The sequence below is a fragment of the Mycobacterium sp. NGS49 genome (assembly GCF_059812565.1).
Genome location: NZ_JCALCX010000007.1, coordinates 107,462 through 134,438 on the forward strand (window position 1 = coordinate 107,462; position 26,977 = coordinate 134,438).

Below are 26,977 nucleotides of genomic sequence, written 5' to 3' on the forward strand. Positions count from 1 at the left end.
GCCATTTCTCATCGCGGACACTACGGCGGGCCACCGACAACACGCAGCCGATCGGGGGAGTGCCTACGCCTCCGATCGGTTGACCCCGGTTTCCTCCGGGATTGTCCGATCGGCGGATTCCGCCGCCCTGACCAACGTCCTTTACTTGGGCTTATGTCGCTCACCGCACCGGCCCCGCCCCGGACGCCGACCCCGTCCGCCGATCAAGCCAAACTGTTCCTGGTCATGGACGCCGGGACCGACGCCGGGTACTTCGCCGCGCGAGCCTTGCTGGCGGCCGGCTACTCGGTCGCGGTCTGCGGGCGCCACGTCAGCCAGTTGAGCCGGGTCGTGCACGGCTACAGTTCCGAGCGGGTGTTCGCCGTGGCCGCGGACAGCACCGATCAATCCCAGGTGATGAAGATGATCGGTTCCGTGGAGCGCCGCTTCGGGCGGGCCATCACTTCGGTCATCCGCGGGCCCTCCTACAACCAGACGACGATCTGATTCGGGTTGCCGGGGCGATCGTCATTGCTCGCCGATACTCTTGGTGATACATTCGTCTCAACCCTAGCTGAGACAGCTGTCTCAGCAGACGTTTCGAACGGATGGCCGCGTGAGTGCAGTGACCCTGACGATTCACCGCACGCTGGATGAGCGCCAGCGTGACGTGCGGGCGCGGCTGTTGGCTGCGGCACGCCAGCTGATCCGGGAACATGGCCACGAAGCGGTGCGGATGGAGCAGATCGCCATCACCGCCGGCGTTTCCCGCGCGACGACCTACCGCTACTTCGCCTCCAAGGAGCATGTGGTGTGCGAGGCCGCGCTGGCCTGGGGTCAGGACGTGGCGCAACGCATTCCCCAGGCCGTCGCGGCGGCGGAACCGGCCGACGCCGTCGACGTCGCCATCGATCAGGTGGTGCGCGAAGCGGCCTCAGACCTGCCGATGGTCCGCGCCACAATGGCCTCGGTGCTGGCGCAGGGACCGGTCGCCGAGCAATTCCGCATGGGTGTGCGCCAGATGTTCCTCGACCTGCTGGGCGGTGCGGTAGACAACGTTCCCGAGTCGTTGTCACTCGATCCCGCGATGACGGTGCTCGGGCGCGTCTTCTTCGCCGATCTGGCATTGCTCGGAGTCGGTGACATCACCGTGGAGCAATGCATCACCGAGTTGCGACTCGCCGCCCGGCGGCTGCTGATCGATACCCCTCACGACTAGGAGCGACCGTGAACCAAACAGCGTTGCAACCACTTTGGGACTGGATGCTGCGATACCTGGGCGTGGGATTCTTCGAGTTCCCGTTGTACTTCCTGCCCGTGGTGGTCGCCGTCGTGCTGGTGACCGGGGTGGTCTACTCGTTCTTCGATGTTGCTGTCTACCGGCGGATCTCGGCGAAGGCGGCGACTAGACTCGGATTGCGGATCATGACGACCTATGTCGGTGCTGCGGTGGCGTTCTTCGTGCTGCATCGCATATTCCATCCCTGGGTATCCGACGTGCCCACCGCCGCACCGACTTTGGTGTCCTTCGCCACCCAGCTGGTCTGCTTCATGGTGATCGGCGAATTCTTGACTTATTGGTGGCACCGGCTCGAGCACGGCAGCCGGTTCGTTTTTCAGAAGGTGCATTACATGCACCACCGCGTGCAGTCACCGCTGACCATCTGGACCAACTTCGTGGTTCATCCGGTCGAGGGTTTGATGGTGATGCTGTGCCTGTATGTGCCGCCGTTGGTGTTCGGAGCACATCCGATGGTGGTGGTCGCCTATGCGGTGGCCAACACCACGGCGATGGTGATCACCCACAGCGGTTACGACATGAAGTTTTATCCCCGCTGGCTGCTGCCGGCGGCCTCCGGGCACGAATTGCACCATTCCGAGAAGCGCCCCACCAACCTTTCGGTCGTAATGACCTACGGCGACAAGGTCTTTGGCACCTACAAGAAGCCGGCAGCCACTCCGGTTGCCCTCGTTTCCTGACCCGACAAGCCGTCTCCGCACTTCAGCGTGTAAAGCCGTTCTCGCGGGAGCGTGCGCCGACATGAACCTCCCACCAACGGTCGACCGGCCGCGTGACGCCTACCTGGGGCATACCGAGCGTGTGCAGTGGAAGAACGCGGCCGGACGGGTGTCGGCGGAAATGATCTGCCCGTATCCGCCGGGGATCCCGGTGGTGGCCCCGGGCGAGCTGCTCACTAACGCAATCGTCGACTATATGCAGCGACTGTCCGCAGAGGGCGTGATGGTGGAAGCTGCCGCCGATCAGTCCCTTGCCGAATTCCGGCTCTTTGCAAGATGATCGATGCTCAAGCCGTGGTGAGAACGCGGTCCCAGCCCTCGACGGATTCCGGGCTGCGCGGACCCGGACCCACGTAGATGGCCGACGGCCGGACCAGCTTGCCGAGCCGTTTCTGCTCGAGGATGTGAGCGCACCATCCGGCGGTGCGCCCGCAGGTGAACATCGCCGGCATCATGTTGGCCGGCACACCGGCAAAGTCCAGGATGACCGCGGCCCAGAACTCGACGTTGGTTTCGATCGCCCGGTCCGGCCGGCGCTCGCGCAACTCGGTCAGCGCCGCCTGCTCAAGCGCGGCCGCAACCTCATAACGAGGTGCCTTCAGCCGCTGCGCGGTGGCCCGCAGCACGCGCGCCCGCGGGTCCTCGGCGCGGTACACCCGGTGTCCGAACCCCATCAGCTTCTCGCGGCGGTCCAGGATGCCTTTGACCAGACCGCGGGCGTCGCCGGTGCGTTCCACCTGTTCGATCATCGGCAACACCCGGGCCGGGGCGCCGCCGTGCAGAGGTCCGCTCATCGCTCCGATTGCGCCGGACAACGCGGCGGCCACGTCCGCACCCGTCGAAGCGATCACCCGGGCGGTGAACGTCGAAGCGTTCAGGCCGTGCTCGGCTGCCGAAACCCAGTAGGCGTCGATCGCCTCGACATGCCTGGGATCCGGCTCGCCCTGCCAGCGGGTCATGAATCGTGCGGTGACAGTTGAGCATTCGTCGATGACGCGTTGGGGGACGGCCGGCTGGTAGATGCCGCGGGCGGACTGCGCCACATACGACAGCGCCATCACCGATGCCCGGGCCAGCTGGTCGCGGGCGACGGACTCCTCGGTGTCCAGCAGCGGCTTGTACCCCCAGATGGGCGCAAGCATCGCGAGGCCGGCCTGCACGTCCACCCGCACGTCGCCGGTGTGGATCGGCAGCGGGAACGGTTCGGCGGGCGGCAATCCGTGGCCGAACCTGCCGTCCACCAACAGCGCCCAGACGTCTCCGAACGTGACCCGCTGGCTGACCAGATCCTGGATGTCGACGCCGCGGTAGCGCAGCGCTCCGCCGTCTTTATCGGGTTCGGCGATTTCGGTGGTGAAGGCCACGACGCCTTCCAGGCCTGGGACAAAATCCTCCGGGACCACAGTCATGCGCAGATTCTCGCACTCCTGCCGGGACCGCTTACTACCGGCCGGTAACAGTCCCCGAGTACCGTTGGGACGGTGACCGAACCTCATGGGCAGCACCTGGCGGGGATGCGGGTGGAGTATGGCTCCGTCGAGAAGGACGGCAGCCCGGACCTTGATTTGGACTGGCTTGCCGACGGCTGGCTTACGTTGTTCCACAAGTGGATTGACGACGCGAAGCAGGCCGGCATGGCCGAACCCAACGCCATGGTGGTAGCGACGGTGGCCGACGGCCGGCCCGTCACCCGGACGGTCCTGTGCAAGAGCGCCGATGAGACGGGGATCACCTTCTTCACCAACTACGACTCGGCCAAGGGCTTCGAACTGGCGGCGATGCCCTACGCGTCGGCGACCTTCCCCTGGTACCTGTTGGGCCGGCAGATCCACGTCCGTGGCACCGTGAGCAAGGTCGACCGGCAGGCCACCGAGGACTACTGGTCCAAGCGTCCGCGCGGGTCTCAGTTGGGTGCGTGGGCCTCAAGACAGTCGCAGCCCATCGCCTCGCGCGCGGCGCTGCTCGACCAACTCGCGGAGGTGACTGCGCGTTTCGCCGGCACCGAGCAGATCCCGGTGCCGCCGAACTGGGGCGGTTACCTGATCGCCCCTGAAGTTGTGGAATTCTGGCAGGGCCGGGAGAACCGGTTGCACAATCGGATTCGAGTGATGGACGGGGCAGTCGAGCGGCTCCAGCCGTAGCTTGTTTCTCACCCGTCCACCGTGACGTCAGGGCCGGGTCTTGCGACGAAACTCACCCTGACTTCACGTTCGCGGCGGGTTCATGGGGCGCCGCTTGCGGCTACGCTCGGCGGCGATGCCCCTGTTCGCGGACACCACGCCACTGCGCACAGCCGACTTCCGCAGACTCTGGGTGGCCGGCATTCCGACCGTCATCGGGGCCAACCTCACAATTTTCGCCGTCCCGGTGCAGATCTATGCGCTGACGCAGAACTCCGCGTACGTCGGGCTGGCCGGGCTGTTCGCATTGGTGCCCCTGGTGGTGTTCGGGCTGCTGGGTGGCGCCTGGTCGGACGCCATGGACCGGCGGTTGCTGCTGATCATCTCCGCGTGCGGGCTGGCGGCGGGAGCGACGTTGTTGTGGCTGCAGGCAGTGCTGGCCCTGAACAACGTATGGGTGTTGCTCTGTCTGCTGGCGCTGCAGCAGGCATTCTTCGCCGTCAATTCGCCGGCGCGATCTGCGGCGATCCCGCGGATGCTGCCGGGGGAGCAGCTGCCCGCGGCCAATGCGCTGAACATGACCGTCGGCCAGTTCGGGGCGATTGTGGGCCCGCTGCTCGCGGGCCTGCTGTTGCACTGGGTGGACCTGTCCACTCTTTATCTGGTCGACGCGCTGGCCTGTCTGGCGCCCATTTGGGTCACGTGTCTCCTGTCGCCCATGCCGTCGCTGGAGGCGTCCGGTGCGGCGCGCTGGGGGATCGGCGGCGTGTTGGAGGGCTTCCGGTACCTGGCGGGCAACACCGTGGTGTTGATGTCGTTCGTCGTCGATCTGATCGCCATGATCTTCGGAATGCCGCGGGCGCTGTTCCCGCAGCTGGCTCATGAGAGTTTCGGCGGTCCCATCGAGGGTGGTTCGGCAATGGCCCTGCTGGCCGCCGCGATGTCGCTGGGGGCGGCGGCCGGCGGCGTCTTCTCCGGATGGCTGCCCGGGATCCGGCGCCAAGGGTTGACAGTTGTCGCCGCGATCACGGTGTGGGGCCTGGCGATGGTGGGCTTCGGGTTGGTGTGCGGTATGGCGCACGGCCGGGCGGGACCGATGCTCTGGGCGGCGGTGGCGTTTTTGGCGGTCGGCGGTGCGGCGGACATGGTGTCTGCCGCTTTTCGGCAGACCATCCTGCAGCAGGCGGCCTCCGAGGAGTTGGTCGGGCGGCTGCAGGGTGTGTTCACGGTGGTGGTCGCCGGTGGACCCCGGTTGGCGGACACACTGCACGGTGCCGCGGCGGCGGTAGTGGGTACGACGGCGGCCGCGGCCGGCGGCAGGGCGCTGGTGTTGGTGGGCGTGCTGCTCGCCGCGGTCGTGGCTCCGGGTTTCATCCGGTATCGGGCACCGGACGGTTCCTGAAGGTTGGTCGCGTTCGTCATCGTCGGGAGGGGACTCAATGCGCGGTCAAGGTCTGGCAAGGCTCGCAACGGCGGTTCCCCGATTAAGTACCCGGCTACTGAAGCCGGCCGCCTCGGTTGGCGTGAGGCTGTCTGTGCAGGAAGACATGCCGGTCCCGGGAGGCCGGCCCGGGAGCTCGGAAGTCGGGTGAGAGACGTGTCGCACGTGAGCGTGACGCCGGACATCATTACGGTGGCGGCAGCGGATCTGGAAACCATCGGATCCACCCTCGATGCCGCGCATCTGGCAGCGGCTGCACCGACCCTCGCGCTGGTGCCGGCGGCCGCCGACGAGGTGTCAGCCGGCATTGCGCAATTGTTTGCCCAGCACGCCCAGCAATACCGCGCGGCGGCTGGTCAAGCGGCGGCGTACCAGGATCAGATCGTTCAGAATTTGAGGACTGGCGCGATCTCGTACTCCGGTGCCGAAAGCGTCAACAACTTGTTGCTGAACGGATTGTTCGCCATCCAGGTTGGACCCAGCGTCGGGATGGTTCTCGCTGCGCTCACGTATGCGAACTGGGTGTCGTCCTGGATCTACCTGATGCCGGCGTTTGTTCAAGCGTTTGCCTATCTGCCGGCTGCCTATCTGCTTCTCGGCGCCTTCCTCTGGGCGGTGGGCGCGGCGATTATTCTGCCGACTATTGCGTCCGCTATCGGATGAGGGTGAGGTCACCGGGGCTTGGTCGAATGGGTGACTGTGGTGATGCTCCGTTCGGTATCAGCTGACATACCGACTTTCAGGGTGAGCTCTTTGTTCCGATAAGCCGCGGAATCTGCGGTGCCGCCACGTACGCTACGGACGTGCGCTTGTCGTGGCCGCTAGTCGGCCGCTCCGAGCAGTTGCGAATCATCAAAGCTGCTCTCGCGGCCCCGGATACCCCCGGCATCGTTGTCTGCGGCGCAGCGGGGGTCGGCAAGAGCCGTGTTGCTCGTGAAGCGCTTTCCGCAGCTGTTTCCGGTGGGTGCGAGGGCCGTTGGGCCGTCGGCACCTCGGCGGGGCGGGCCATTCCGCTGGGCGCGTTCACGGAGTGGGCGCAGCCAGGAGTCACCGACATCGTGCAGTTGCCGCGCGCGGTCATGCAAGCACTGGCCGCGGCCCCCTCGGGCGCTCCCGTGGTCCTGGCCGTCGATGACGTCCAATTGCTCGATGAGCTCTCGATATTCGTTCTTCATCAGATCGTGCAGCGGGGTGCGGCGAAGGTGTTGCTCACCGTTCGCGGTGGTGACCCGATTCCCCCTGCGGTGCATGAGGTATGGCGGATCGGCCAATTCGAACGAATCGACCTGCAACCCCTGTCAATCGACGACACCACTGCGCTGCTCTCGGCAACCTTGTGCGGACCCGTGGATCCATCAGCCGCTCAGCGGCTTTGGCGGCTCACCCGCGGCAACCTGCTTTATCTGCGCAACATCGTCGAACAAGAGGTCGCAGATCGGCGGATCATCCGCCGGGACGGCTACTGGCGCTGGCTCGGTGATCCCGTCATGCCTCCCGGGCTGATTGAGCTCATCGAATGTCGCATCGGTGCGCTGCCCGCGACGGTCAGCGACGTGGTTGACGTGGTCGCCATCGGAGAACCCATCGAATTGACACACCTGCGGCGCATCGCCGACCCGGCAGCAATCGAGGATGCCGATGCACGTGCCCTCATCACTCTCGAACCTTCCGACGGCGACGTGCAGGTGCGATTGGCACACCCCCTCTACGGGGAGGTTCGGCGCCGGCGCGCTCCGTCGACCCGGTTGCGGCGATTGCGCGGACTCGTGGCCGCCGAACTCGGCACCTGCCACGGCAGTGACGACATCCAGGTCGTGGTGCGTCGCGCCACCCTGAGCCTGGACTCCGATCTCACACCCGATCCCGACCTTCTCCTCAGCGCGGCTCATGGCGCCGTCTGGCTGGCGGATCTGCCGCTCGCCGATCGGCTCGGCGACGCCGCGGTCCGGGCCGGAGCCGGTGCTGAAGCAAGTTTCGTCCGCGCGCATGCACTTTCTTGGTTGGGCCGGGGTGCCGAGGCCGACGCGGTGCTGACCGGTATCGACAACGGCCTGTTGACCGATGACGAGCGTGCCCGACTCGCGTTCCTACGGGCCAGCAACATGCTGTGGGCGTTGGGGGATCCCGCGCGGGCGAAAGACATCGTCGACGACGCGGCGCTGACCGCACTGCCGCACGTGCGCAGTTATATCGATGCCTTCCGCACGGTCTACTGGTTCGCGACCGACGAACCGGATGCCGCGCTGTGCGCGTCGAAGAGCCTGGCATTGACCGAGCTGCCTGCTGTAGTCGGTGCTGAAATCGCCTGGGTCCTGGCCACGATCAGAGCGGATGCGGGACGAGTCGGCGAAGCCGTGGCACTCGCGGAGACCGGATATGACAGTGCGGCAAGCTCTTTCGACGCGCCGCAGATGGCATTCAACATTGCCGATTCACACGTCAGCGCGTTGTTGTTGGCTGGCCGAATTGCCGAGGCCGTTGAGGTGGCCGAAGGGGTGAGCCGCCGGGCGGCGGACATGCCGGGCGCGGTTCAATTGCTGGGTGCCGCGATCAGGGGTAGGGCCGCCCTCGGTGCGGGAAATCTGGGATCCGGCGGAGATCTGCTCGAACGCGCGGTGGTGGGGCTGACCGCCACGCACGCGCTGGGCTGGGGATACCGCTATGACATCTCCCGCGTCACCGCGCTCGCCATCGGCGGATCCAGTGCGCAGGCCACTGCTGAGCTTGCGGCGCTTGATCGGCAGCATCGTCCTTTCCGATCGCTGGCCTACGAACGCGGCCTGGCGCGGGCGTGGGTGGCCGCGGCCCAGGGTGCCGTGTCGGAGGCGATTACATGCTCGCTGTTGGAAGCTGAAAGAGCAAGGGGCAAAGGTCAATTCGCAGCGGAAGTGCTATGCCTACAGACCGCTGCGCAATTCGGCGATCGATCGGGTACCGACAGATTAAGTGAGCTACGAGGACTCGTGGAGGGGCCGCGGGTCGGGGTTGCGGCGCGATTCTCGGCCGCGCTCAGCGCTGGCGACGCAGCTGAAATGGCGGCGGCATCAGCGGACTTCGAACGGATCGGTGACCTCATCGCCGCCGTTGACGCGGCCGCCCACGCGGCAGTTGCCTACCGCAATCGGGGCCTGCGAGGTTCGGCGTTGAATAGCGTAGCGCGCGCGGATGCTTTGGCCGAACGGTGCGGTGGTGCCTGGACGCCGGCACGACGGCAGGCAAGCGAACCGCTGCCGTTCACCGACCGCGAACGAGAGATCGTGATGTTGATCGGCGAGGGCTTATCCAACCGCGCTGTCGCGCAACGGCTGACGCTTTCCGTGCGCACCGTGGAAAGCCACATCTACCGGGCTATGGCGAAGACCGGTACCACCACCCGCGAGGAACTTGCCGCGCTGGTGTCGCATAATGGCGGGCAGCTATGATTCGGTAGTTGTCCGGCCAGACGCGACTGACTCGGCTGCTACCTCGACACCGTCCCGGCCATCGACTCCGCCAGGGCCATATGTCCCTCGAAGCCAAGCGATTCCGCCATCGTCCGATAGCGGTACAACAGGTCCCGGAAAGCGTCATCGTCGCCGCGCGTGCGGGCCATCAGCGCATCCAGCCGCAGCAACGTGACGTCGCGCATGGCCCAATTCTCTTGTGCGTGAAGGTTTGCCAGATCCTCGATCGCCTGCTGCGCTTCAGCTACGTCGCCCTCCGCGCCACGCTCCAGCAGTGTCTCCACCAGAATGCCGCTGCCCAGCACCCCGAAGAAAGGACGACCCGCCCGGCGCAACTCATCCATCGTTGGACGCATCACCGCGACCGCACCTTCGAGGTCGCCCCGGCGAGCCCTCTCCCGTGCCACCCACAATTCGGCGACTGGCACCAGGAACGGAATGGGCTCGCGTAACCACATTTCGCGGACCTGCATCATCAGTTCCCGCCCGCGGTCACGGTCGGCGGCGGCGTCCCGGTGCAGGAGTGCGACCGCGAGTCCGTACTTGACGATGCTCAGAGCGGCATTGCTCGACCCCTCAGCGGTCTGCAGCGCCGCCTCGAGTTCGTGCAGCGCGGAGTCGTCCGGCCGGAACACCCCGTAGGTTATCGGCAGGCCGTAGGTCCAGCCCGCGACCATTGCGTGAGTGGTCGGATCGCTCTGCCGGGCCAATTCGTAAGCGTCGAGGAGATCCTGCCGCCAGCGCGGACGACCCACCCACCACCTCGCAACCCCGCGCCATGCCAGCGCTGCCGCCAGGGGCGATCCAAAACCGAATTCGGCTCCCTTGGTGGGGTCGCCGTCGGCCAGTTCGATCACTCTCTGCGACCACCGCAGGAGTTCGCCGAACTCACCGGCATCGAACCAGTTGTTGAACGCAATGAACGCCAAACCTATTGTCGGAGTCGGATCTTCGATCGAAGCGAGCAGCGCCATCTGTTCGGATGCCAGCCGCGACCCCTCCCGGGTCTGCCCGGCGTACATCAGCTCGGTTTCCAGCCCGGTCATGCCGATGGCCAGGGATACCTTGTCTCCGGCCGCGGTACACAACTCCCGCAGCTCCTCGAAGAGTCCCCGGGATTCCTGGATTGCCTGCCAGCTGACGGCACACAGCATGGTGCGGGGCGCGATGCGCATCGCTCGTTGACCGGGTTCTTCGACGGGAAGCAGGTCGGCAATGTGCATGGCCCGTTCCCAACTGACCCGCGCGGCGCCGACGTCCAGGTTGGCCGACCGCGCGCCGGCGCGCATATGCCAGGCGTATGCCGCGGCCAGGTCACCGGCGGCCTCCCGGTGCTCCGCGATCAGTGCGGCATTCTGGTCGGCCGTTACCGGGTTGCTCGACTCGATGGCGGTCGCCAGTCGCCCGTGCCACGTGGCGCGGTCAGCCTTCAACTGTGATTCATACGCCACCGCGCGGATCAGCGGATGGCGAAAGGCGTACTCGGCGTTCCGGTCGAATCGCACCTGGTCGATGAGCTCCGCGTGCAGCAACTCCTCGATTTGCGGCTCGATGCCCAATGCCGAAAGCAGGTCGGCCTCGAAGCGGGCACCGATCACCGATGCCGCGTTCAGCGTCTGCCTTGCGGCGGCGTCCAACCGGTCGATGCGTGCTGCGATGGCGGCCTGCACGGTGGCCGGCACACTCAATTCGGCGATTCCCGCAGAACATAGGTAGCTGCCGCGGTCGCCGGTCAGCACCCCGCGCTGCACCAGTTCCCGCACCATCTCCTCGGCGAAGAACGGGTTCCCCGCGGCGCGGTCGGCGATGATCGGCGCCAGGTTGCGCACCGAGGGATTCGAACCCAAGAGCCCGTGCACCAAAGCCGCTGTGTCCGAATCGGCAAGCGGGGCAAGCGCGATGGTCTGGCCGCCGGGCACCCGTGTCAGCGTCCCCTCGTACTCGGGGCGGTAGGTGATCAGCACCAGCGAGGGCGTGCGGGGGATGACGGTGAGGAAATCGGCCAGCATCGACTCGCTGACCGCGTCGATCCAGTGCGCGTCTTCGATGAGGAAAAGCGCGGGCGCGGTGCGCGCGAGTGAGGTGGTGTTGACCAGTTTGGTCAACCGGCGCCGCCGCGCCTCGGGATCGATCTGGGGCAGTGGCACGTCGGGGTCGGCGATGCCCAACAGATCGTCGACCAGCAACAGGTCCTGTGGGTTCGTGTTCGGTGGCACGGTTGCCCTCAACTGTGCGCGGGCGGCTTCCCCGTCCAGGTCAGCAGCGCCGCTGGCTGCGCGCAACAGTTTTGCCACCACGCCGAAGGAGTGGTCGCAGGCGTGCGATTCGCAGAAGGTCCAATACACGTCGACACCTCGGGCGGCGGCCATCGCCGCGACTTCGCGGGCGGCCCGGCTCTTGCCTATGCCGGGCGGCCCCACCACCGTCACCACGCCACCACGACCGGCGACCGTCCGTTGCACCATGGCGTCCAGCGCAGCCATCTCCCAGCGTCGGCCCACCAGATTCGTCTCGGCGCGCCCCACCGGTGCGGTGCGCCGGGAGACGGCCAGCAATCGGAACGCCGGCACCGGCGCGTCTGCACCTTTGATCTTCACCTGTTCCGGCAGGCCCGTCACGGCGGCCTGCTCGACCAGGCGCACCGTCGACTCCGACAGCAGCACCTCGCCCGGTCGGGCCGCGGATTCCATCCGCTGAGCCAGCCCTACGGTCTCGCCCGTCGCTGCGTACCCCAGCGCGATCTCTCCCGCAATGACCCGACCCGAATTCAGGCCCACCCGCAATTGCAGGGCCACGCCGTCGCGGCGGGCCACCTCGGCCGCCAGCGCGGCCGCCTCCTGTTGGATCTCCAGGGCGGCGAGACACCCGCGGAGGGCGTGGTCTTCCAATGCCACCGGGGCTCCGAACAGCGCCATCACGCCATCGCCGTTGTACTCCACCGTCCCGCCGTAGCGCTGCGCCACCGCAGCCGACCGCTGCACCAACTCGGTCATCACTTCTCGGAGCCGCTCGATATCCAAGACGGCCGCCAGGTCCATCGAGCGCACCACGTCGGCGAACAGCACGGTGACCTGCTTGTACTTCGCGGTGGCTGCCGGGAACGTCCTGGGAGTACCGCACTGGTCGCAGAACTTGGCCTGCTCGCGCAGGTCGCTACCGCATGACCCGCACCCCGTCATTGCCTAAGGATAGGGCGCTCACCAGCACATCGAGGGGAGTTCCTGGTTCTCCGCGGGGCGCCCGAGGTGCAGATCCGACCCCGGGAAGGCACGCCGTCGAGATAACGACTACCTTCACCTATACGCACCTAGTGCACGATCACGCACCTAGGGCGGGCAGCCATATCAAGCCTGAGCGCAAAGGGGTTCTCGTGGGCGACACCGACGACACCGCAACTCTGAAGTACCCGGGGGGCGAGATCGACCTGAAGGTCGTCCATGCCACCGAAGGTGCCGACGGCATTGCGCTGGGTCCGCTGCTGTCCAAGACCGGGCACACCACCTTTGACAACGGCTTCGTCAACACCGCGTCCTGCAAGAGCGCCATCACCTACATCGACGGCGACGCGGGCATCCTGCGCTACCGCGGTTATCCCATCGACCAGCTGGCCGAGAAGTCGACCTTCATCGAGGTGTCCTACCTGCTGATCTACGGCGAGCTGCCCACCACCGAGCAGTTGGCCGAATTCACCGGCCGCATCCAGCATCACACGATGCTGCACGAGGACCTCAAACGGTTCTTCGATGGCTTCCCACGCAACGCCCACCCGATGCCGGTGCTGTCCAGCACGGTCAACGCGCTTTCGGCGTACTACCCGGACTCGCTTGATCCCACCGACAACACCCAGGTCGAGCTGTCCACCATCCGGCTGCTGGCCAAGCTGCCCACGATCGCCGCTTACGCGTACAAGAAGTCGGTGGGCCAGCCCTTCCTCTACCCGGACAATTCACTGACCTTGGTAGAGAACTTCCTGCGGATGACGTTCGGGCTGCCGGCCGAGCCGTATCAGGCCGACCCGGAGGTCGTGCGGGCGCTGGACATGCTGCTGATCCTGCATGCCGACCACGAGCAGAACTGTTCGACGTCGACCGTTCGGCTGGTGGGCTCCTCCCAGGCCAACCTGTTCACCTCGATCTCGGGCGGCATCAACGCGCTATGGGGCCCGCTGCACGGCGGTGCCAACCAGGCGGTGCTCGAGATGCTCGAGCAGATCCGCGAGAGCGGCGACGACGTGGGCGAGTTCGTCCGCAAGGTGAAGAACCGCGAGGCCGGCGTCAAGCTGATGGGCTTCGGGCACCGCGTCTACAAGAACTACGACCCGCGGGCCCGGATCGTCAAAGAGCAGGCCGACAAGATCCTGGCGAAGCTGGGCGGCGACCCGCTGCTGGACATAGCCAAGCAGCTGGAAGAGGCGGCGCTCACCGACGACTACTTCATCGAGCGCAAGCTCTACCCGAACGTCGACTTCTACACCGGACTGATCTACCGGGCGCTGGGCTTCCCGGTGCGGATGTTCACGGTGCTGTTCGCACTGGGCCGGTTGCCGGGCTGGATCGCGCACTGGCGGGAGATGCACGACGAGGGCGACAGCAAGATCGGCCGGCCGCGCCAGATCTACACCGGCTACACCGAGCGCGACTACGTCGGCATCGACGGACGGTAGCTAGTTCGCGTTCCCCCGCAAGCGGGAGGGGACCTCCCACTTGTGGGAGCGTGCCCCCAGCTAGCGCGGGATGACCCGCACAGTTAGAGCGAGGCCAGCACCGCCATGGCGGCGTTGTGTCCGCCGATTCCGGATACCGCTCCGCCGCGCCGGGCGCCCGAGCCGCACAGCATGATTCGTTCGTGCTGCGTGGCCACCCCCCACCGGCGCGCCGGGGTGTCCAGCGGATCGTCGTCCTCGGCGAACGGCCACGACAGGGCGCCGTGGAATATGTTGCCTGCGGCCATCCGCAGCCGGTCCTGCAAGTCCAGGGTGGTGGTGGTCTCCAGGCAGGGACGGTCGTTCGCGTCCGGTAGCAGCACGTCCTGAATCGGTTCGGCCAGAACGGAATTCATCGATGTCAGCACCGCTTCGGTGAGCTGCCCGCGCAGCAGGTCCGGTTGGGCACCGGCCGGCGAGTGCGGAGTGTGGAAGCCGAACACCGTCATCGTGTGCACGCCGCGCAGTGCCGACGACACGATGCTCGGGTCAGTCAGCGAATGGCAATACGCCTCACACGGCAGCGGGTCCGGCAACTGTCCGGCAGCGGCCCGCAGGTAGCCGGCATCGAGTTGCGACCAAGTCTCGTTGACGTGAAAGGTACCGGTGAATGCCTGTGCGGGTGTCACCGTCTCGTCGCGCAGTCGCGGCAGGCGCCGCAGCACCATGTTGACCTTGACCTGCGAACCCGGCGCCACCGGTGGCATCTGCTCGCCCAGCAGCCCGGCCAACACGGCCGGTCCGACGCCGGCCAGCACGAACCGGCCACGCACCCGGTGCTCGCCGCCCCGGCTGCGGTACCACACCTCGCCTTCCGGATTTACCGCGAAAACCTCTGCTGCAGTGCATGTTTCGGCTCCGTGCCGGGTCGCTGCGGCGGCCAGGTTCGAGGACACCGCGCCCATGCCGCCGACCGGCACGGACCAGTCGCCGGTGCCGCCGCCGAGCACGTGATACAGGAAGCAGATGTTCTGCAGCAGCGACGGATCATCGAGGCGGGCGAAGGTGCCGACCAACGCGTCGGTGGCGATCACCCCGCGAACCAGATCACTGGCGACGGCATCGGTGATGGCATGCCCGATCGGCTCTTCGACCATGGCCCGCCATCCGGCCGCCGCGTCCGGATCGCCGCCGGCCAGGACCAGCTGACGGGCCTGCTCGCGGGTCGGCAGCGGATCGAGCAGGGTGGGCCACAGCCGCCGGGTGACCAGCCCGCAGCGCCGGTAGAAGGCGGCGAAGGCGCGCTCATCAGCAGCCGCCCCGATCGCGGCGAAGCTGTTGGACGCCCCTACCAGCAGACCGGTGCGCCCCGCCGTTCCCGGGTCGGGGCTGTAGGACGAGTAGGGTCGTCTGGCCAGCTGCACCTGTGCGCCCAGGTCGTCGAGAATGCGGGACGGGAGCAAGCTGACCAGGTACGAGTAGCGCGACAACCGCACGTCGACGCCCTCGAACACCTGGGCAGATATGGTGGCGCCACCGACGTGCGGCAGTCGCTCGAGCAGGCGCACCCGAAGCCCCGCGCGGGCCAGGTACGCGGCCGCTACCAGGCCGTTGTGACCGCCGCCAACGATGACTGCATCGAATTCGGCGTCAGCCATCGTCACGCACTAGTTGATGTAGCCTTCGACCTCGTCGGCCGGCCGTACCGCGGCTTCGCGCGGGTCGCCGCCGGTTTCGCGCAGGGCCCGCCGCTGCCGGAGCAGGTCCCAACACTGATCGAGTTCCACCTCCAGCGCGTGCAGCCGCCCGTGTTCATCGTCGGTCGAGATTTCACCCTGCTGCAGTTGAGCCCGCAACGCTTTCTCCTGCGCGACGAGCTCGCGGATATGTGCCAGGGTGCCGCTGTCCGTCGGCTTGCTTGCGTTGGCCATCGCTCCAGTCTGCCCCACGCTGCGCCGGTATCGGGTTGTGACTCGGTAGGCTCATATCGCCTGGAAGCGCGATGACGTCGGCTGGAGTGAGGAGCGATGGTGGGTCCAGAAATGGGGGGAGGTGAAACCCCGGCGCCCGCCCGTCAGATCAATCAGGCCCAGCTCACCACGAAGTACCATCGTCAACGGCTGGGCCGCCCCTGGTTGATCTCCGTGGCCGCCATTCCGTTCCTGCTCGCCGTGATCGGGTTCGGCGCCTACGAACGGCCCATGGGAATTAACGGGCCGACCGGTAACCTGCCGACCCTCACCGCCGCACCCGCCGGTTCGCCGGCCATCGCCGGTGCCCCGAGCCTGTCCTTGGCGCTGGTTTCGATCAGCCGCAACGGCAACAGCATCACGCTGATAGGCGACGTCCCGGACGGCGCCGCCAAGGCGGCGCTGATGAAGTCGCTCAAGGCGCTCATGACACCCGGCGTCAACGTCATCGACCAGATCCACATCGACCCGCTGGTGCGTACCGTCGATTTCGGTAGCGCCGAGCCGATTTTCAACGCGGGCGCGCAGATTCCCGATTTCAATCTCAAAGTCGAGAAGGACACCGTCACGCTCAGCGGCACCGCGTCGCCCGATCAGAAGGACGCCGTGGAACGTGCGGTGGTCGGTGCCTGGCCCGGGGTCAACGTCGCCAACAAAATCTCGGCGAGGGGGCAGATCACGCCGAACCTGCCGCAGGCCGGGGCTTCCGTGCCCCCGCCGGGACCGGGTGCCTGCAACGACCTGCAGGCGGTCATCAACAAGATGACCGGAGGTCCATTGGCTTTCGGACCCGACGGGGTGAGCCTGACCTCGGACGGCTACGGGATCCTGATCCGGGTGGCCGACCAGCTCAAGGCATGCCCGGCCGCACGCGTCACGGTCAACGGGTACACCGACAATGCCAGCGCCGAAGGCATCAACATTCCGCTGAGCGCTCAGCGGGCCACCGCGGTCGCCGAATACCTGATCGCCAATGGCGTGACCCGCGATCGCGTGACCGCCAAGGGGCTGGGTTCGGCCAACCCGATAGCCAGCAATGACACGGCGGAGGGTCGTGCGAAGAACCGTCGCGCCGAACTTGTGGTGAGCTAGGGGAGAATCAAGCATGGGTTTTCTGATCCAGTGGTTGGTCTACCTGGCTGCTTTCGTGGCCGGGTCGGCCGTTGCCTACGGGATTGCCGCCCTGCTGATCAAGCCGCAACGGCCCGAGAGCGAGTCTGGGGCGACGGAGCCGCAGCCCGCGGAGCCCGAGCCGGTTGATCCCCATCCGGTGCCGGATGTGTCCGAGCCCGGGTCGCCGGTGGCGTCGCGCACATCGGCCGAGGAAGAGCCGGAAACGTTCGAACAGCTGTTGTGGCCGGAGGCTACCGAGCCGGTCGCCCAGAGTGCCGAGCCCGAGCCGGAGCCGGAGCTTCAGCCCGTGCAGTCCGAGCCCGAGCCTGAACCCGAGCCCCAGCCCGTGGAGCCTGAGCCTGAGCCTGAACCCGAGCCTGAGCAGCCCGAGCCGGAACCTGTTGAGCTTGCCGACGAACCAGAAGCTGCTGATCCGCCTGCCGAGGGGGCCGAGTCGCCCGTCATCGAGTCCGCGACCGAGATGTCGCAACCGCAATGGCCCGCACCGCAGCCCACGTCAGCTGCAACCGAGCCCGAGCGCGAGCCCGCCGAGCGGGAGCCGGAAGATTCCGGGCCGCCCGGCGATGACGCTGAAACGACTGAGGCTGAGTCCGAAACCGCATTGTCGCAACCGCAGTGGCCCGGGCCTCCGTCCCAGTGGCCCGGCATCGGAGTGAAGCGATGACCGACCACGTGCACTGGTGGCTGGCGGGCGTCTCGTTTGCTCTCGGCTTGGTGCTGACGTTCACCATGCTGGCTCGACCCGCCAAGACCCGAATGCCGGCCTGGGTCCTCGCTGAACCCAGACCGCGCACCAATCCGGAGCCGGCGATGAAGATCCCGGCCGCCGAGGCGCCGACGAAGAAAATGCCCGTCGCCAAACCGGGGCCGGCCAAGAAGGCCACCAAAGCGCCGCCCAAGAAGCGGAGGCCCGGCTCCGGCGATGCCGCGACCAATCGGATCCACGTCGCCAAAGACCATGCGACGGAGACGATTCCGATCCCCGGTAAGAGGCCGGCGAAGAAGGCCGCCGCGGCCAAGGCTAAGGCGCGGCCGAAGGGTCAGGCAACCAGGCGTCGGCCGGTCGCGAAAGACGCTGCGACGGAGAAGATCCCGGTGAGCAGCGACGCGCCGACGACGGTGATACCGCTGATCCCCTACCCGCCGTACGGTCCCGGTTCGATGCGCGCCAACGCCGATGGGAGTGGACCGGACGGCTGGGTGGTGAAGGGGCGCATGGATTCCCGGCTTTTCTATACCCCAGGCGACGCGTGTTATGCGGAGACCGAGGCCCAGGTCTGGTTTGAGGACGAGGAATTCGCCGTCCGGGCGTTTTTCACGCCATGGCGCAAGAGTGCCAGGAACGGCTGATCGCGTTGTGGCACAAGCATCGGGCGAGCAGTTAACTCGGCCCGGGAAGCCGCAACACCAGGCGTGCGCCACCCAGCGGGCTGCTTTCCAGCGATGCGGTCCCGCCGTGCAGATGAGCCTGCTGGGCCACCAACGCCAGCCCGAGTCCCGAGCCGGAATGCGAAGCGGTAGAACCCCGGGAGAAACGTTCGAACACCACCTGACGCTCTTCCTCCGGCACCCCGGCGCCGTCGTCGTCGATGGCGATCTCAACCCCGGCCCGTGAGCTGACCGCAGACAGTTGAACGTGCGTTGCGCCGCCATGCTTTACGGCGTTCGCGATGGCGTTGTCGACGGCGAGCCGCAACCCGGCCGGCATCCCGACGATGATGCAGGTCGGCGAGGGCACCAGGGACACGTCGAGATCGGGGTAGACGCGGGTGGCGTCGTGCGCGGCGCGGTCGAGCAGATCGGTGATGTCGACGGGAACATGGTCATCGGAGGTCGACAGCTCGCCCTGAGCCAGTCGCTCGAGGGCACTCAGGGTGGCCTCGATCCGCGACTGGGTGCGGATCACATCGCTGAGCACTTCTTTGCGTTGGTCGTCGGGCAGATCCAGGGTGGCGAGCACCTCGAGGTTGGTCCGCATCGCCGTCAGCGGGGTGCGCAACTCGTGGGAAGAGACCGCCGCGAAGTCGCGGGCCGAGGCCAGCGCCTCCTGGGTGCGGTTCTGCTCGTTCCAAATGCGCTGCAGCATGCCCCGCATGGCTTCGGCAATCTCGACGGCTTCGCTGGCGCCGTGCACTTCGACCCGCGGGTCCTCGTCACCGGCATCGATCGAGCGGGTCTGCTCGGCCAGCTGCTTGAACGGTCGTACCGCGAATGCGGCCAGCAGCCAGGCGAACACCGCCGCAGCACCGATCGCCAACGTGCAGATCAACAGCACCCGACGATGCAGGTTGTTGGTCTCGGCGTAGGTGGCGTCATAGGTTGCCGCGACTGCGACGGACGTCGGTTCCGGGCCCGGAATCTCGACCGTTCGCACCCGGTAGCGCACCCCGTGGATGAAGGTGTCGGCGTAGTCGGCCTGCAATTTCGGCAGGTTGATATCGGTGTTCGACTTGATCACGGTGCCGCGGCGAACCGTGATCAGTGCGTCCTGGTCGTTTGGGGATCGCGGGATCTCATCCAGCCCGCGAGGCACGAAGGGGATCGCGAAGCCGGCGGCCTCGTCCAGGCGGCGATCCAGCCGTTCCTTGCGGTCCTTGGTGATGCCGACCCACACCACCGCGCCGACGATCAGCACCGGAATCGCGGCGCCGATGACCGTAGCGACCACCACCCGGGTCCGAAGTGACGGCGTGCGGGCAAAGATCCGCGACAGGATGTTCACTGCCGCCATCGGGCACCTGCCGGAGTCATTGCATCCTGAGCACGAAACCGACCCCTCGGACGGTGTGCAGCAGCCGCGGGCCGCCGTTGGCTTCGAGCTTGCGCCGCAGGTATCCGATGAAGACGTCGACGACATTGGTGTCGGCGGCGAAGTCGTAACCCCACACCAGTTCGAGCAGCTGCGCGCGGGACAACACCGCCGTCTTGTGCTCGGCCAGCACGGCGAGCAGGTCGAACTCCCGCTTGGTCAGATCCACGTCGACGCCGTTGACCCGGGCGCGGCGGCCCGGGATGTCCACTTCCAAGGGGCCCACCGTGATGGTTTCCGACGACGAAGTGGCGGTGGCGCCGCGTCGGCGCAGCAGTGCCCGTACCCGCGCCACCAGTTCGGCCAGCACGAACGGCTTGACCAGATAGTCGTCGGCGCCGGCCTCGAGTCCGGCCACGCGGTCGTCGACGGAGCTGCGAGCGCTGAGCACACACACCGGCACGTCGTTGTCCATCGCTCGCAAGGCGGTGACCACGCTGACCCCATCCAGTACGGGCATGTTGATGTCGAGCACGATCGCGTCCGGCCGGGTCTCGGTGGCGCTGCGCAGGGCCTCTGCGCCGTCCACCGCGGTGGACACCTCGAATCCAGACAGACGCAGGCCGCGCTCCAGGGAGGCGAGTACGTCGGAGTCGTCGTCGACCACCAAGACCCGAGGTGAGTTCACACCAGTGTCCATGCCGCCCATCTTGCCTGATCGACCGCTACCGCGCTGGGAGGCGCACCCCCCACTCGCGGGGATCAGAGTTCGCGGGCTCAATCGCGCGTCAGCACCACGTTCATCAATTGGGTGAGCCACGCGCGCGCGGCGGTCTGGTCGCTGTCGAGCAGCAGCTGAACACTGACCCCGTCGTAGGCGGCGATGATGGCGCGGGCGGTGTCGGTCACGGAGTCGATGGCCTTGTGGAAACCGATGCCGCTGGCCGACAGCCGTTCCTCGATGTCTTTGCGCAGTTGTGCGCGGTGGACTTCCCAGCGGTGGGCCAGCTCGGGATTGCGGGCGGAGTACAGCAGGAAGTCGAACTTGATCAGAAGCCAGTCGCGGTCGAGAAGCAGCGTGTCGACGATGCGATCGACGACTCCGGGTAGGTCGGTGACCGGGTCGGCACCTTCCATCGCGGTGCGGACCTGCTCGGCGGTGCGGGCCGCCCACTGGTCGTAGAGCAGGAAGAACAGCTCCTCGAGGCTGTCGAACTGCGAGTAGAACGCACCGCGGGTGTACCCGGCGGCTTCACACACGTCTTCGATGGTCACGTGGCCGTAGCCCTTCTCGGCGAAGACCCGGAAGGCCGCCTCCATGAGCCGGGCGCGGGTTTCGGCGCGGCGTTTGGTGACCCGCGGCGGCTTGGTGGCGGTGGTTTCGGTTGACATGTGGGTGGCCTCCGATTCCCTGTGTAGCCGATACATTGCCACATCGGATACGTGAGGTGCCACATGGTGGAGAAGGTGTCACGGCCTCCTGGTCTGTCCGGGTGTCAGCACCGCGGTGAGCAGCTGAATGAGCCGGGCCCGGGCCGCACCCTCGTCACTTTCTAGCAGCAGTTGCGTGGTGAAGCCGTCATAGAGCGAAATGATGGCGTGGGCGGCGTCGCTCACGCCGCCGATCGAGTCGCGCAGCCCAATCCCCCTCGCGGAGAGTAAATCCTCGATGGTCTGTCGTAGCCTGGCCCGATGTACCGACCAACGGTGGGCCAACTCCGCGTTGCGGGCGGCCACCGCCAACAAGTCGACCTTGATCAATAGCCAGTTGCGGTCCACAAGCAGGGTGTCCACGATGCGCGCGACGATGCTGGGCAGATCGCCGGCCGGGTCGCCGGCCTCCACGGCGCGTCGCACGTGCTCGGCGTTCTGGGCCGCCCACTGGTGGTAGATGAGGAACAACAGTTCCTCGAGGCTGTCGAACTGCGAGTAGAACGCGCCACGCGTGTAGCCGGCGGCGGTGCAGACATCTTTGATGGTCACCTGCCCGTAACCCTTGTCCGCGAAGACGTCGATCGCCGCGTCGACCAGCCGTCCCCGGGTTTCAGCACGGCGTTTGGTTACCCGCCGGGTGCTCGGCGACGTCATTGGTCCTCCGTCTACGAATTTGCGCAGGCATCCGATACAAGTTAGCATATAATACATATACGCAGCAGATGCTCTTCTGTATTTCGGGTGCAGGGACGAGGCGGCCGCAGGCCGGTGCCGGACGTGAGGGGTGTTCGGCGCCGACCCGGCGCCGAAATCTGCATAATTCAGCGATTGACCAGGCCGCTCAACCGCCACGCCAATCCCCGGCGGGCCGACGGAAAGTGCGCGGCCAGTCGCATCGCCGAATTGCGGACCGGCCGCAACGGACGCGGCAACGTCGATACCTTGGTCAGCCGTCCGGTTAGCTTGAGCACCTGCAGTGCCCGTCCGCGCTGTGCCACCCCGTAGGCATCGAGTGCGGTATCAGATCCGCCGCCCATCACCTCGGTGAGCGCGTGGGAGAGTGCGACGGCATCGTTGATGCCCAGATTCATGCCCTGCCCCCCGGCGGGGCTGTGCACGTGCGCCGCATCGCCGGCCAGGATCAGCCGCCCGGCCCGGTAGCTGTCGGCAACGCGATGGTGGATCCGGAAGCGCGACCCCCAGACCAGCTCGGTGACCAGAGTGTGTCCCGGGCCGAAGCCGCGGGAATCCAGCAAACTCTGTATGAATTCCGCCGTGGGTACTCCCGGGGCCTGGGCCGCCGGCGCCACGATGCGATGAACGTCGTCGGGCAGGGGCGCAAGCACGGTCAGGCCCTCGTTGCCGTAGAACAGGATCACCTCGTCGGCCGGCGCTTCGCCGGTGACCCTGACGTCGGCCAGGGTGAAGGACTCCGGGAACTCTGAACCGGTGAAGCCGATTCCGGCTTGTCGGCGAACCGTGCTGTGCATGCCGTCGGCGCCGACCACGTAGTCCGCGCGGATGCTCTCGCCGTCCTCGAATGTCGCCGTGACCCCGGTGCCGTCCTGGCTCAGGCGGCTCAGCGTCTTGGGGCGAATTACGTTGCCCCCCAGTTCGTTCAACCGATCCTCCAGTGCCTGCTCGGTCTCGGCCTGGGAGATCATCAGACTGTAGGGATAGCTTGTAGGGAGTTTGCTGAAGTCGACCGGGATCAGCACCCGCGAGCCCTGGCGCATGGTGAACCGGGGCGCGGCCAGCCCGGCCTTGACCAAGCGCCGGGACACATCGAGATCTTCGAGCAGTTCCAGGGTGCGGGCATTGACCACGGCCGCGCGTGAGGTGTTGGCGCCGGATGGCAATCGATCGACCACCACCGCTTCGACGCCGCGGGTAAGTAGGGATGCGGCCAGGGTGAGCCCGGTGGGGCCGGCGCCGATAATCAGGACTTTGGTGTCGTTCATGACGTCTCCTATACCCAGCTAAGTCAACAGTTGTTGACATGCCCATCATGCGCCTGATCGGGTCGTTATGTCAACACGTGTTGGCCTACAATCGTTGACATGAGGCGCTCATCGGCCGAGACCAAGGCCCTGATTCTGGCGAAGGCGCGCGAGCGATTCGGGTCGGCGGGATTTCAGGCCGCCACGATCCGGGCGATCGCCGCCGATGCCGGCGTGGATCCCGCGATGGTGATGCGGTACTTCGGGACCAAAGATCAGCTGTTCGCCGCTGCAGCCGAATTCGATCTGGAGTTCCCTGATTTCGCGGCGGTTGACCTGGACCGGCTCGGCTGGCTGCTGGTCGGCCATTTCCTGCGGCGCTGGGAGGGTGGTGACGACTCCCTGGTGATCCTGTTGCGCTGCAGCGCCACCAACACCGAAGCGGCGCAACGGATGCGCGACATTTTCGGCAGTCAGTTGCAGCCGTTGTTGGCGTCCCGGTTGCCGGCGGAACAGGCCCCCGAGCGAGCGGGGCTCGTTGCCACCCAGATTTTGGGTTTGGCGTTGTGCCGCTACGTGTTACGGCTTCCGCCCGTTGTCGATCTGAGCCAGGACGAGGTGGTCGAGTGGCTGGGTCCGACGATTCAGCGCTACCTGGACGGCTGAGCCTCGGGTAAGCCGATACTGCGGTAGCGCTGTAGGCGGGCGGCCAGGCGCTGCGGCCCCGGTGTCGCACGCAGTAGGTGAACTTCGGCGGCGATGGCCGCCGACAGGCGCCGGCAAAACTCGACCGGTTCGTCGGCCGCGTCGGGATTTTCGGGCACGATCGCGTCCACGATTCCCGATGCCAACAGATCGGCCGACCGAATGCCTTGCGCCGCAGCAAGTTCAGGCGCATGAGCGATGTCGCGGAAGACGATCGCGCTGGCCCCCTCCGGCGGCAGGGGCGCCAACCAGCCGTGCAACGCCGCCAGCACCCGGTCGGCGGGCACCATCGCCAGCGCCGGCCCCCCGCTGCCCTGGCCCAGCAGCACCGACACCGTCGGCGTATCCAGCGTGACGAGTTCGGCCAGGCACTGCGCGATCTGACCGGCCAGCCCACCCTGCTCAGCGTCAGCCGACAAGGCCGGGCCGGCCGTATCGATCACCAGCACCAGGGGCAGACGCAGTTCCGCGGCCAGCGCCATGCCACGACGGGCTTCGCGCAGTGAACCTGGGCCGACGATGTTGCCCCCGCCGTCTTTGATCCGCTGCTGACCGAGTACCACGACGGGCTGTCCGCCGAAGCGGGCCAGTGCCAGCAGCGTGGTGGCCGCCTCACCCCGGCCGGTGCCCGACAGCAGCACCCGTTCGGTGGCGCCATGGCGCAGCAGGGCGCGCACATCGGGTCGGTCTGGGCGCCTGGACGCGAGCACCGAATCCCAGGCGGGCACGTCGGGCACCGGCTCCGGACGCGGCCGTGCCGGTGGTGGTTCGGCAGCGTCGGCGATGACTGTCAGTGCCCGGTTCAACGTCGCTCTCAGTTCGTTCAGCCCGACGACGCCGTCGATCACCCCGTACCGCTGCAGGTTCTCCGCGGTCTGGACGCCGGCCGGGAAGGGCCAGCCGTAGAGCAGCTGGTACACCCGGGGGCCGAGAAACCCGATCAGGGCGCCGGGCTCGGCGACTGTGACGTGACCCAGCGAACCCCACGACGCGAATACTCCGCCGGTGGTCGGATTGCGCAGGTAGACCAGATAGGGCAGATGTGCCTGGCGGTGCAGCTTTACGGCGGCGGCAATCTTCACCATCTGCAGAAACGCGACGGTTCCCTCCTGCATCCGGGTGCCGCCGGAGCTCGGCGACGCCAGCAGCGGCAGCCGCTCGGCCGTGGCGCGCTGCACGGCGGCGGTGATCCGTTCGGCTGCGGCCACGCCGATCGAGCCGGCGAGAAAGCTGAAGTCGCAGACGACCACCGCAACCCGGCGCCCGAACACCTGGCCTTCCCCCGTCGATACCGACTCGTCGCGGCCGCTGGCGGCGCGGGCCTCGGCCAGTTCGCTGGCGTAGCCGTCCGAGAGCGGCACTGGAAGTGGCTCGGTATCCCAACTGAGGAAGGAGCCCTCGTCGAGCACTGCTTCGCGCAGTTGGTCGGTCGTGACACCGCTCACACCGACGAGGCTATATATCCTGGCGCCATGATCGGTATCACCCAGACCGAAGCTGTCATGACGATCGAGCTGCAGCGGCCCGAGCGACGTAATGCGTTGAACTCCCAGCTCGTGGAGGAGTTGCGGGAAGCTCTGCTCAAGACCGGTGACGGACAGATCCGGGCCGTCGTACTGACCGGGCAGGGCACCGCGTTCTGCGCCGGCGCGGACCTGTCCGGCGACGCTTTCGCCGCCGACTATCCCGACCGGCTGGTTGAGCTGCACCGGGTCATGGACGCGGTGCCGGTTCCGGTCATCGGCGCCGTAAACGGTCCCGCCATCGGAGCCGGATTGCAGTTGGCCATGCAATGCGATCTGCGGGTCGTCGCCCCGGACGCCTTCTTTCAATTCCCGACGTCCAAATACGGCCTGGCTCTCGATAACTGGAGCATCCGGCGCCTTTCGTCGCTGGTCGGGCACGGCAGGGCCCGGGCGATGCTGTTGACCGCTGAGAAGCTGACGGCCGAGGTGGCGCTGCAGACCGGGATGGCCAACCGGATCGGCTCGCTCGCCGATGCGCAGACTTGGGCGCAGGAGATTTCCGGTCTGGCGCCGCTGGCTATCCAGCATGCCAAGCGGGTACTCAACGATGACGGCTCGATCGAAGAGCCGTGGCCCGAACACAAGGACCTGTTCGACAAGGCATGGGGCAGCCAGGACGTGATCGAGGCGCAGGTAGCCCGCATCGAGAAGCGGCCGCCGAACTTTCAGGGGGCGTGAACCATCATGATGCGCCGGGCGCTGCGGTTGGCCGGAGGTACCGCCTCGCTGGCGGCGGGCGGCTGGCTGTTGCGGGCGCTGCACGGCGCGCCGGCGGCGCTGGGCGCCGACCCGGCGGCCATCGCGGCCGTCTCAGCAGGTTCACCGAACTATCGCGATGGAGTGTTCCTCAACCTCGACCCGTCATCGCTGTATGTGATGAACCGCGAGGAGATCCGGCAGATCGCGTGGGAGTTGATCGGCAACCGCGGCGCCAGCCTGCCCGCGGGCCCGATTCCGTTGGCCTCGCCATCGATCTACCAGGGTGAGCCGGCGGAACTGGCGGTGAGCTGGTTCGGTCACTCGACGGCGTTGGTTGAGGTTGACGGGTACCGCGTGCTGACCGATCCGGTGTGGAGTGACCGGTGTTCGCCGTCGGACCTGGTGGGCCCGCAGCGGTTGCATCCGCCGCCGGTGCTGCTGGAAGGGTTGCCGGCGGTGGATGCGGTGGTGATCAGCCACGACCACTACGACCATCTCGACATCGACACCGTGCGGGCGTTGGCCCGCATGCAGCGGTCGCCGTTCTTCGTGCCGCTGGGCGTGGGTGCGCATCTGCGGTCGTGGGGGATACCCGAGGAGCGCATCGTCGAACTCGACTGGAATCAGAGCGCGAAGGTCGACGAGCTGACCATCGTGTGCATGCCGGCCCGACACTTCTCGGGGCGGTTCTTGAGCCGCAACAACACGCTGTGGGCGTCGTGGGCCTTCATCGGTCCGCGGCATCGCGCCTACTTCGGCGGCGACACCGGCTACACCAAGAGCTTCGCTCAAATCGGTTCCGACCATGGCCCCTTCGACCTGACCCTGATGCCGATCGGCGCATACAACACGGCCTGGCCCGACATTCACATGAATCCCGAGGAGGCGGTGCGCGGACATTTGGACGTCACGGACTCGGGTTCGGGGTTGCTGGTTCCGATTCACTGGGGCACCTTCAGGCTGGCGCCGCACCCCTGGGCGGAACCGGTGGAGCGGGTGCTCAAGGCCGCCGAGCCGGACGGCGTTGCGGTGGCAGTGCCGCTACCGGGTCAGCGCATCGACACCGTCAGTCCGCTGCGCTTCAACCCGTGGTGGCGGATGTAGGTTCGCCGGTGCGGCCGCGAAGCCTCCCCAGCGCCTTACCTGGGCGCGACACGTATCGGGCTAGAGTGCGGC

General features: G+C 66.8%; 25 protein-coding genes. 15 read left to right on the forward strand and 10 right to left on the reverse strand.

Features of this window, described 5'->3' with window-relative positions:
• The first annotated feature begins 153 nt into the window (after positions 1 to 153).
• From AC5Y7D_RS09250 to AC5Y7D_RS09265, 4 genes are all read left to right on the forward strand, one after another.
• Positions 154 to 486 (forward strand): SDR family NAD(P)-dependent oxidoreductase, encoded by a 333-nt coding sequence (locus AC5Y7D_RS09250; protein WP_499923383.1) that lies wholly within the window; start codon positions 154 to 156, stop codon positions 484 to 486.
• 109 nt (positions 487 to 595) lie between these two features.
• A complete protein-coding gene (locus tag AC5Y7D_RS09255; RefSeq protein WP_499923385.1) occupies positions 596 to 1,198 on the forward strand; it encodes a TetR/AcrR family transcriptional regulator in 603 nt (200 codons plus the stop codon).
• An 8-nt stretch (positions 1,199 to 1,206) separates the two neighbouring features.
• Complete coding sequence (locus AC5Y7D_RS09260) at positions 1,207 to 1,959, forward strand: sterol desaturase family protein (RefSeq protein ID WP_499923387.1); 753 nt, start codon at positions 1,207 to 1,209, stop codon at positions 1,957 to 1,959.
• 61 nt (positions 1,960 to 2,020) lie between these two features.
• Positions 2,021 to 2,278, forward strand: a complete 258-nt coding sequence (locus tag AC5Y7D_RS09265; RefSeq protein WP_499923388.1) for an Orn/Lys/Arg family decarboxylase — start codon at positions 2,021 to 2,023, stop codon at positions 2,276 to 2,278.
• A 7-nt stretch (positions 2,279 to 2,285) separates the two neighbouring features.
• On the opposite strand, the gene AC5Y7D_RS09270 is transcribed toward AC5Y7D_RS09265, so the two are convergent.
• Positions 2,286 to 3,407 carry a citrate synthase 2 gene (locus AC5Y7D_RS09270; RefSeq protein ID WP_499923390.1) on the reverse strand — a complete coding sequence of 374 codons (1,122 nt, stop codon included), beginning with the start codon at positions 3,405 to 3,407 and terminating at the stop codon, positions 2,286 to 2,288.
• Between the two features lie 105 nt (positions 3,408 to 3,512).
• On the opposite strand from AC5Y7D_RS09270, the gene pdxH reads away from it, so the two are divergent.
• The 4 genes from pdxH (at position 3,513) to AC5Y7D_RS09290 (ending at position 8,981) form a co-directional block, all read left to right on the forward strand.
• On the forward strand, positions 3,513 to 4,139 hold the full coding sequence (pdxH, locus tag AC5Y7D_RS09275) for a pyridoxamine 5'-phosphate oxidase (protein WP_499923573.1): 627 nt from the start codon (positions 3,513 to 3,515) through the stop codon (positions 4,137 to 4,139).
• Positions 4,140 to 4,254: 115 nt separating this feature from the next.
• Positions 4,255 to 5,520: an MFS transporter gene (locus AC5Y7D_RS09280; RefSeq protein WP_499923391.1), complete on the forward strand. Its 1,266-nt coding sequence runs from the start codon at positions 4,255 to 4,257 to the stop codon at positions 5,518 to 5,520.
• Positions 5,521 to 5,724: 204 nt separating this feature from the next.
• Entirely contained in the window at positions 5,725 to 6,222 is a 498-nt protein-coding gene (locus AC5Y7D_RS09285) for a PE family protein (protein WP_499923393.1), read from the forward strand.
• Positions 6,223 to 6,362: 140 nt separating this feature from the next.
• On the forward strand, positions 6,363 to 8,981 hold the full coding sequence (locus AC5Y7D_RS09290; protein WP_499923394.1) for a helix-turn-helix transcriptional regulator: 2,619 nt from the start codon (positions 6,363 to 6,365) through the stop codon (positions 8,979 to 8,981).
• Between the two features lie 38 nt (positions 8,982 to 9,019).
• On the opposite strand, the gene AC5Y7D_RS09295 is transcribed toward AC5Y7D_RS09290, so the two are convergent.
• Positions 9,020 to 12,181 (reverse strand): AAA family ATPase, encoded by a 3,162-nt coding sequence (locus AC5Y7D_RS09295; RefSeq protein ID WP_499923397.1) that lies wholly within the window; start codon positions 12,179 to 12,181, stop codon positions 9,020 to 9,022.
• Between the two features lie 191 nt (positions 12,182 to 12,372).
• Here AC5Y7D_RS09295 and AC5Y7D_RS09300 point away from each other — a divergent pair, with 191 nt between their 5' ends.
• The gene (locus AC5Y7D_RS09300; protein WP_499923399.1) at positions 12,373 to 13,665 is read left to right on the forward strand and encodes a citrate synthase; all 1,293 of its coding nucleotides are present in this window, start codon (positions 12,373 to 12,375) and stop codon (positions 13,663 to 13,665) included.
• Between the two features lie 83 nt (positions 13,666 to 13,748).
• Here the strand turns inward: AC5Y7D_RS09300 and AC5Y7D_RS09305 are convergent, their stop codons facing one another.
• Both AC5Y7D_RS09305 and AC5Y7D_RS09310 read right to left on the reverse strand, forming a co-directional pair.
• Positions 13,749 to 15,302: a phytoene desaturase family protein gene (locus AC5Y7D_RS09305; RefSeq protein ID WP_499923401.1), complete on the reverse strand. Its 1,554-nt coding sequence runs from the start codon at positions 15,300 to 15,302 to the stop codon at positions 13,749 to 13,751.
• A 9-nt stretch (positions 15,303 to 15,311) separates the two neighbouring features.
• Positions 15,312 to 15,575, reverse strand: coding sequence for a DUF2630 family protein (locus AC5Y7D_RS09310; RefSeq protein ID WP_499923403.1), 264 nt, complete (start codon positions 15,573 to 15,575; stop codon positions 15,312 to 15,314).
• Between the two features lie 99 nt (positions 15,576 to 15,674).
• Here AC5Y7D_RS09310 and arfA point away from each other — a divergent pair, with 99 nt between their 5' ends.
• Genes arfA through arfC form a run of 3 tightly spaced genes read left to right on the forward strand, consistent with a single transcriptional unit; the run spans position 15,675 to position 18,098 of the window.
• On the forward strand, positions 15,675 to 16,706 hold the full coding sequence (gene arfA, locus AC5Y7D_RS09315) for a channel-forming protein ArfA/OmpATb (RefSeq protein ID WP_499923575.1): 1,032 nt from the start codon (positions 15,675 to 15,677) through the stop codon (positions 16,704 to 16,706).
• A 13-nt stretch (positions 16,707 to 16,719) separates the two neighbouring features.
• Entirely contained in the window at positions 16,720 to 17,412 is a 693-nt protein-coding gene (gene arfB, locus AC5Y7D_RS09320) for a channel accessory protein ArfB (RefSeq protein WP_499923407.1), read from the forward strand.
• Positions 17,409 to 18,098 carry a channel accessory protein ArfC, sunset domain variant gene (gene arfC, locus AC5Y7D_RS09325; protein WP_499923411.1) on the forward strand — a complete coding sequence of 230 codons (690 nt, stop codon included), beginning with the start codon at positions 17,409 to 17,411 and terminating at the stop codon, positions 18,096 to 18,098. Before arfB ends, arfC begins: the two co-directional genes overlap by 4 nt.
• A gap of 31 nt (positions 18,099 to 18,129) precedes the next feature.
• On the opposite strand, the gene AC5Y7D_RS09330 is transcribed toward arfC, so the two are convergent.
• From AC5Y7D_RS09330 to AC5Y7D_RS09350, 5 genes are all read right to left on the reverse strand, one after another.
• Positions 18,130 to 19,470, reverse strand: coding sequence for a HAMP domain-containing sensor histidine kinase (locus AC5Y7D_RS09330; protein ID WP_499923577.1), 1,341 nt, complete (start codon positions 19,468 to 19,470; stop codon positions 18,130 to 18,132).
• A gap of 25 nt (positions 19,471 to 19,495) precedes the next feature.
• The gene (gene prrA / locus AC5Y7D_RS09335) at positions 19,496 to 20,206 is read right to left on the reverse strand and encodes a two-component system response regulator PrrA (RefSeq protein ID WP_499923415.1); all 711 of its coding nucleotides are present in this window, start codon (positions 20,204 to 20,206) and stop codon (positions 19,496 to 19,498) included.
• A 68-nt stretch (positions 20,207 to 20,274) separates the two neighbouring features.
• Positions 20,275 to 20,889, reverse strand: coding sequence for a TetR/AcrR family transcriptional regulator (locus AC5Y7D_RS09340; protein ID WP_499923416.1), 615 nt, complete (start codon positions 20,887 to 20,889; stop codon positions 20,275 to 20,277).
• 78 nt (positions 20,890 to 20,967) lie between these two features.
• A complete protein-coding gene (locus tag AC5Y7D_RS09345; RefSeq protein ID WP_499923418.1) occupies positions 20,968 to 21,585 on the reverse strand; it encodes a TetR/AcrR family transcriptional regulator in 618 nt (205 codons plus the stop codon).
• A 167-nt stretch (positions 21,586 to 21,752) separates the two neighbouring features.
• A complete protein-coding gene (locus AC5Y7D_RS09350) occupies positions 21,753 to 22,892 on the reverse strand; it encodes an FAD-dependent oxidoreductase (protein WP_499923419.1) in 1,140 nt (379 codons plus the stop codon).
• A gap of 99 nt (positions 22,893 to 22,991) precedes the next feature.
• On the opposite strand from AC5Y7D_RS09350, the gene AC5Y7D_RS09355 reads away from it, so the two are divergent.
• Positions 22,992 to 23,537 (forward strand): TetR/AcrR family transcriptional regulator, encoded by a 546-nt coding sequence (locus AC5Y7D_RS09355; RefSeq protein ID WP_499923421.1) that lies wholly within the window; start codon positions 22,992 to 22,994, stop codon positions 23,535 to 23,537.
• Here the strand turns inward: AC5Y7D_RS09355 and AC5Y7D_RS09360 are convergent.
• Positions 23,522 to 25,021: a carboxyl transferase domain-containing protein gene (locus AC5Y7D_RS09360; RefSeq protein WP_499923423.1), complete on the reverse strand. Its 1,500-nt coding sequence runs from the start codon at positions 25,019 to 25,021 to the stop codon at positions 23,522 to 23,524. The two genes, AC5Y7D_RS09355 and AC5Y7D_RS09360, sit on opposite strands and share 16 nt — an antisense overlap.
• A 27-nt stretch (positions 25,022 to 25,048) precedes the next feature.
• On the opposite strand from AC5Y7D_RS09360, the gene AC5Y7D_RS09365 reads away from it, so the two are divergent.
• Positions 25,049 to 25,780 carry an enoyl-CoA hydratase gene (locus tag AC5Y7D_RS09365; protein WP_499923424.1) on the forward strand — a complete coding sequence of 244 codons (732 nt, stop codon included), beginning with the start codon at positions 25,049 to 25,051 and terminating at the stop codon, positions 25,778 to 25,780.
• Between the two features lie 6 nt (positions 25,781 to 25,786).
• Complete coding sequence (locus AC5Y7D_RS09370; RefSeq protein ID WP_499923426.1) at positions 25,787 to 26,905, forward strand: MBL fold metallo-hydrolase; 1,119 nt, start codon at positions 25,787 to 25,789, stop codon at positions 26,903 to 26,905.
• The last annotated feature ends 72 nt before the right edge of the window (positions 26,906 to 26,977 follow it).

Bases quoted from the DNA above. Each gene is read 5' to 3' on its own strand.
- AC5Y7D_RS09250 (WP_499923383.1), top strand. From the start codon at position 154: ATGTCGCTCACCGCACCGGCCCCGCCCCGGACGCCGACCCCGTCCGCC.
- AC5Y7D_RS09265 (WP_499923388.1), top strand. From the start codon at position 2,021: ATGAACCTCCCACCAACGGTCGACCGGCCGCGTGACGCCTACCTGGGG.
- AC5Y7D_RS09270 (WP_499923390.1), bottom strand. From the start codon at position 3,407: ATGACTGTGGTCCCGGAGGATTTTGTCCCAGGCCTGGAAGGCGTCGTG.
- pdxH (WP_499923573.1), top strand. From the start codon at position 3,513: ATGCGGGTGGAGTATGGCTCCGTCGAGAAGGACGGCAGCCCGGACCTT.
- AC5Y7D_RS09280 (WP_499923391.1), top strand. From the start codon at position 4,255: ATGCCCCTGTTCGCGGACACCACGCCACTGCGCACAGCCGACTTCCGC.
- AC5Y7D_RS09295 (WP_499923397.1), bottom strand. From the start codon at position 12,181: ATGACGGGGTGCGGGTCATGCGGTAGCGACCTGCGCGAGCAGGCCAAG.
- AC5Y7D_RS09305 (WP_499923401.1), bottom strand. From the start codon at position 15,302: ATGGCTGACGCCGAATTCGATGCAGTCATCGTTGGCGGCGGTCACAAC.
- AC5Y7D_RS09310 (WP_499923403.1), bottom strand. From the start codon at position 15,575: ATGGCCAACGCAAGCAAGCCGACGGACAGCGGCACCCTGGCACATATC.
- arfB (WP_499923407.1), top strand. From the start codon at position 16,720: ATGGGTTTTCTGATCCAGTGGTTGGTCTACCTGGCTGCTTTCGTGGCC.
- arfC (WP_499923411.1), top strand. From the start codon at position 17,409: ATGACCGACCACGTGCACTGGTGGCTGGCGGGCGTCTCGTTTGCTCTC.
- prrA (WP_499923415.1), bottom strand. From the start codon at position 20,206: ATGGGCGGCATGGACACTGGTGTGAACTCACCTCGGGTCTTGGTGGTC.
- AC5Y7D_RS09340 (WP_499923416.1), bottom strand. From the start codon at position 20,889: ATGTCAACCGAAACCACCGCCACCAAGCCGCCGCGGGTCACCAAACGC.
- AC5Y7D_RS09345 (WP_499923418.1), bottom strand. From the start codon at position 21,585: ATGACGTCGCCGAGCACCCGGCGGGTAACCAAACGCCGTGCTGAAACC.
- AC5Y7D_RS09350 (WP_499923419.1), bottom strand. From the start codon at position 22,892: ATGAACGACACCAAAGTCCTGATTATCGGCGCCGGCCCCACCGGGCTC.
- AC5Y7D_RS09355 (WP_499923421.1), top strand. From the start codon at position 22,992: ATGAGGCGCTCATCGGCCGAGACCAAGGCCCTGATTCTGGCGAAGGCG.
- AC5Y7D_RS09365 (WP_499923424.1), top strand. From the start codon at position 25,049: ATGATCGGTATCACCCAGACCGAAGCTGTCATGACGATCGAGCTGCAG.
- AC5Y7D_RS09370 (WP_499923426.1), top strand. From the start codon at position 25,787: ATGATGCGCCGGGCGCTGCGGTTGGCCGGAGGTACCGCCTCGCTGGCG.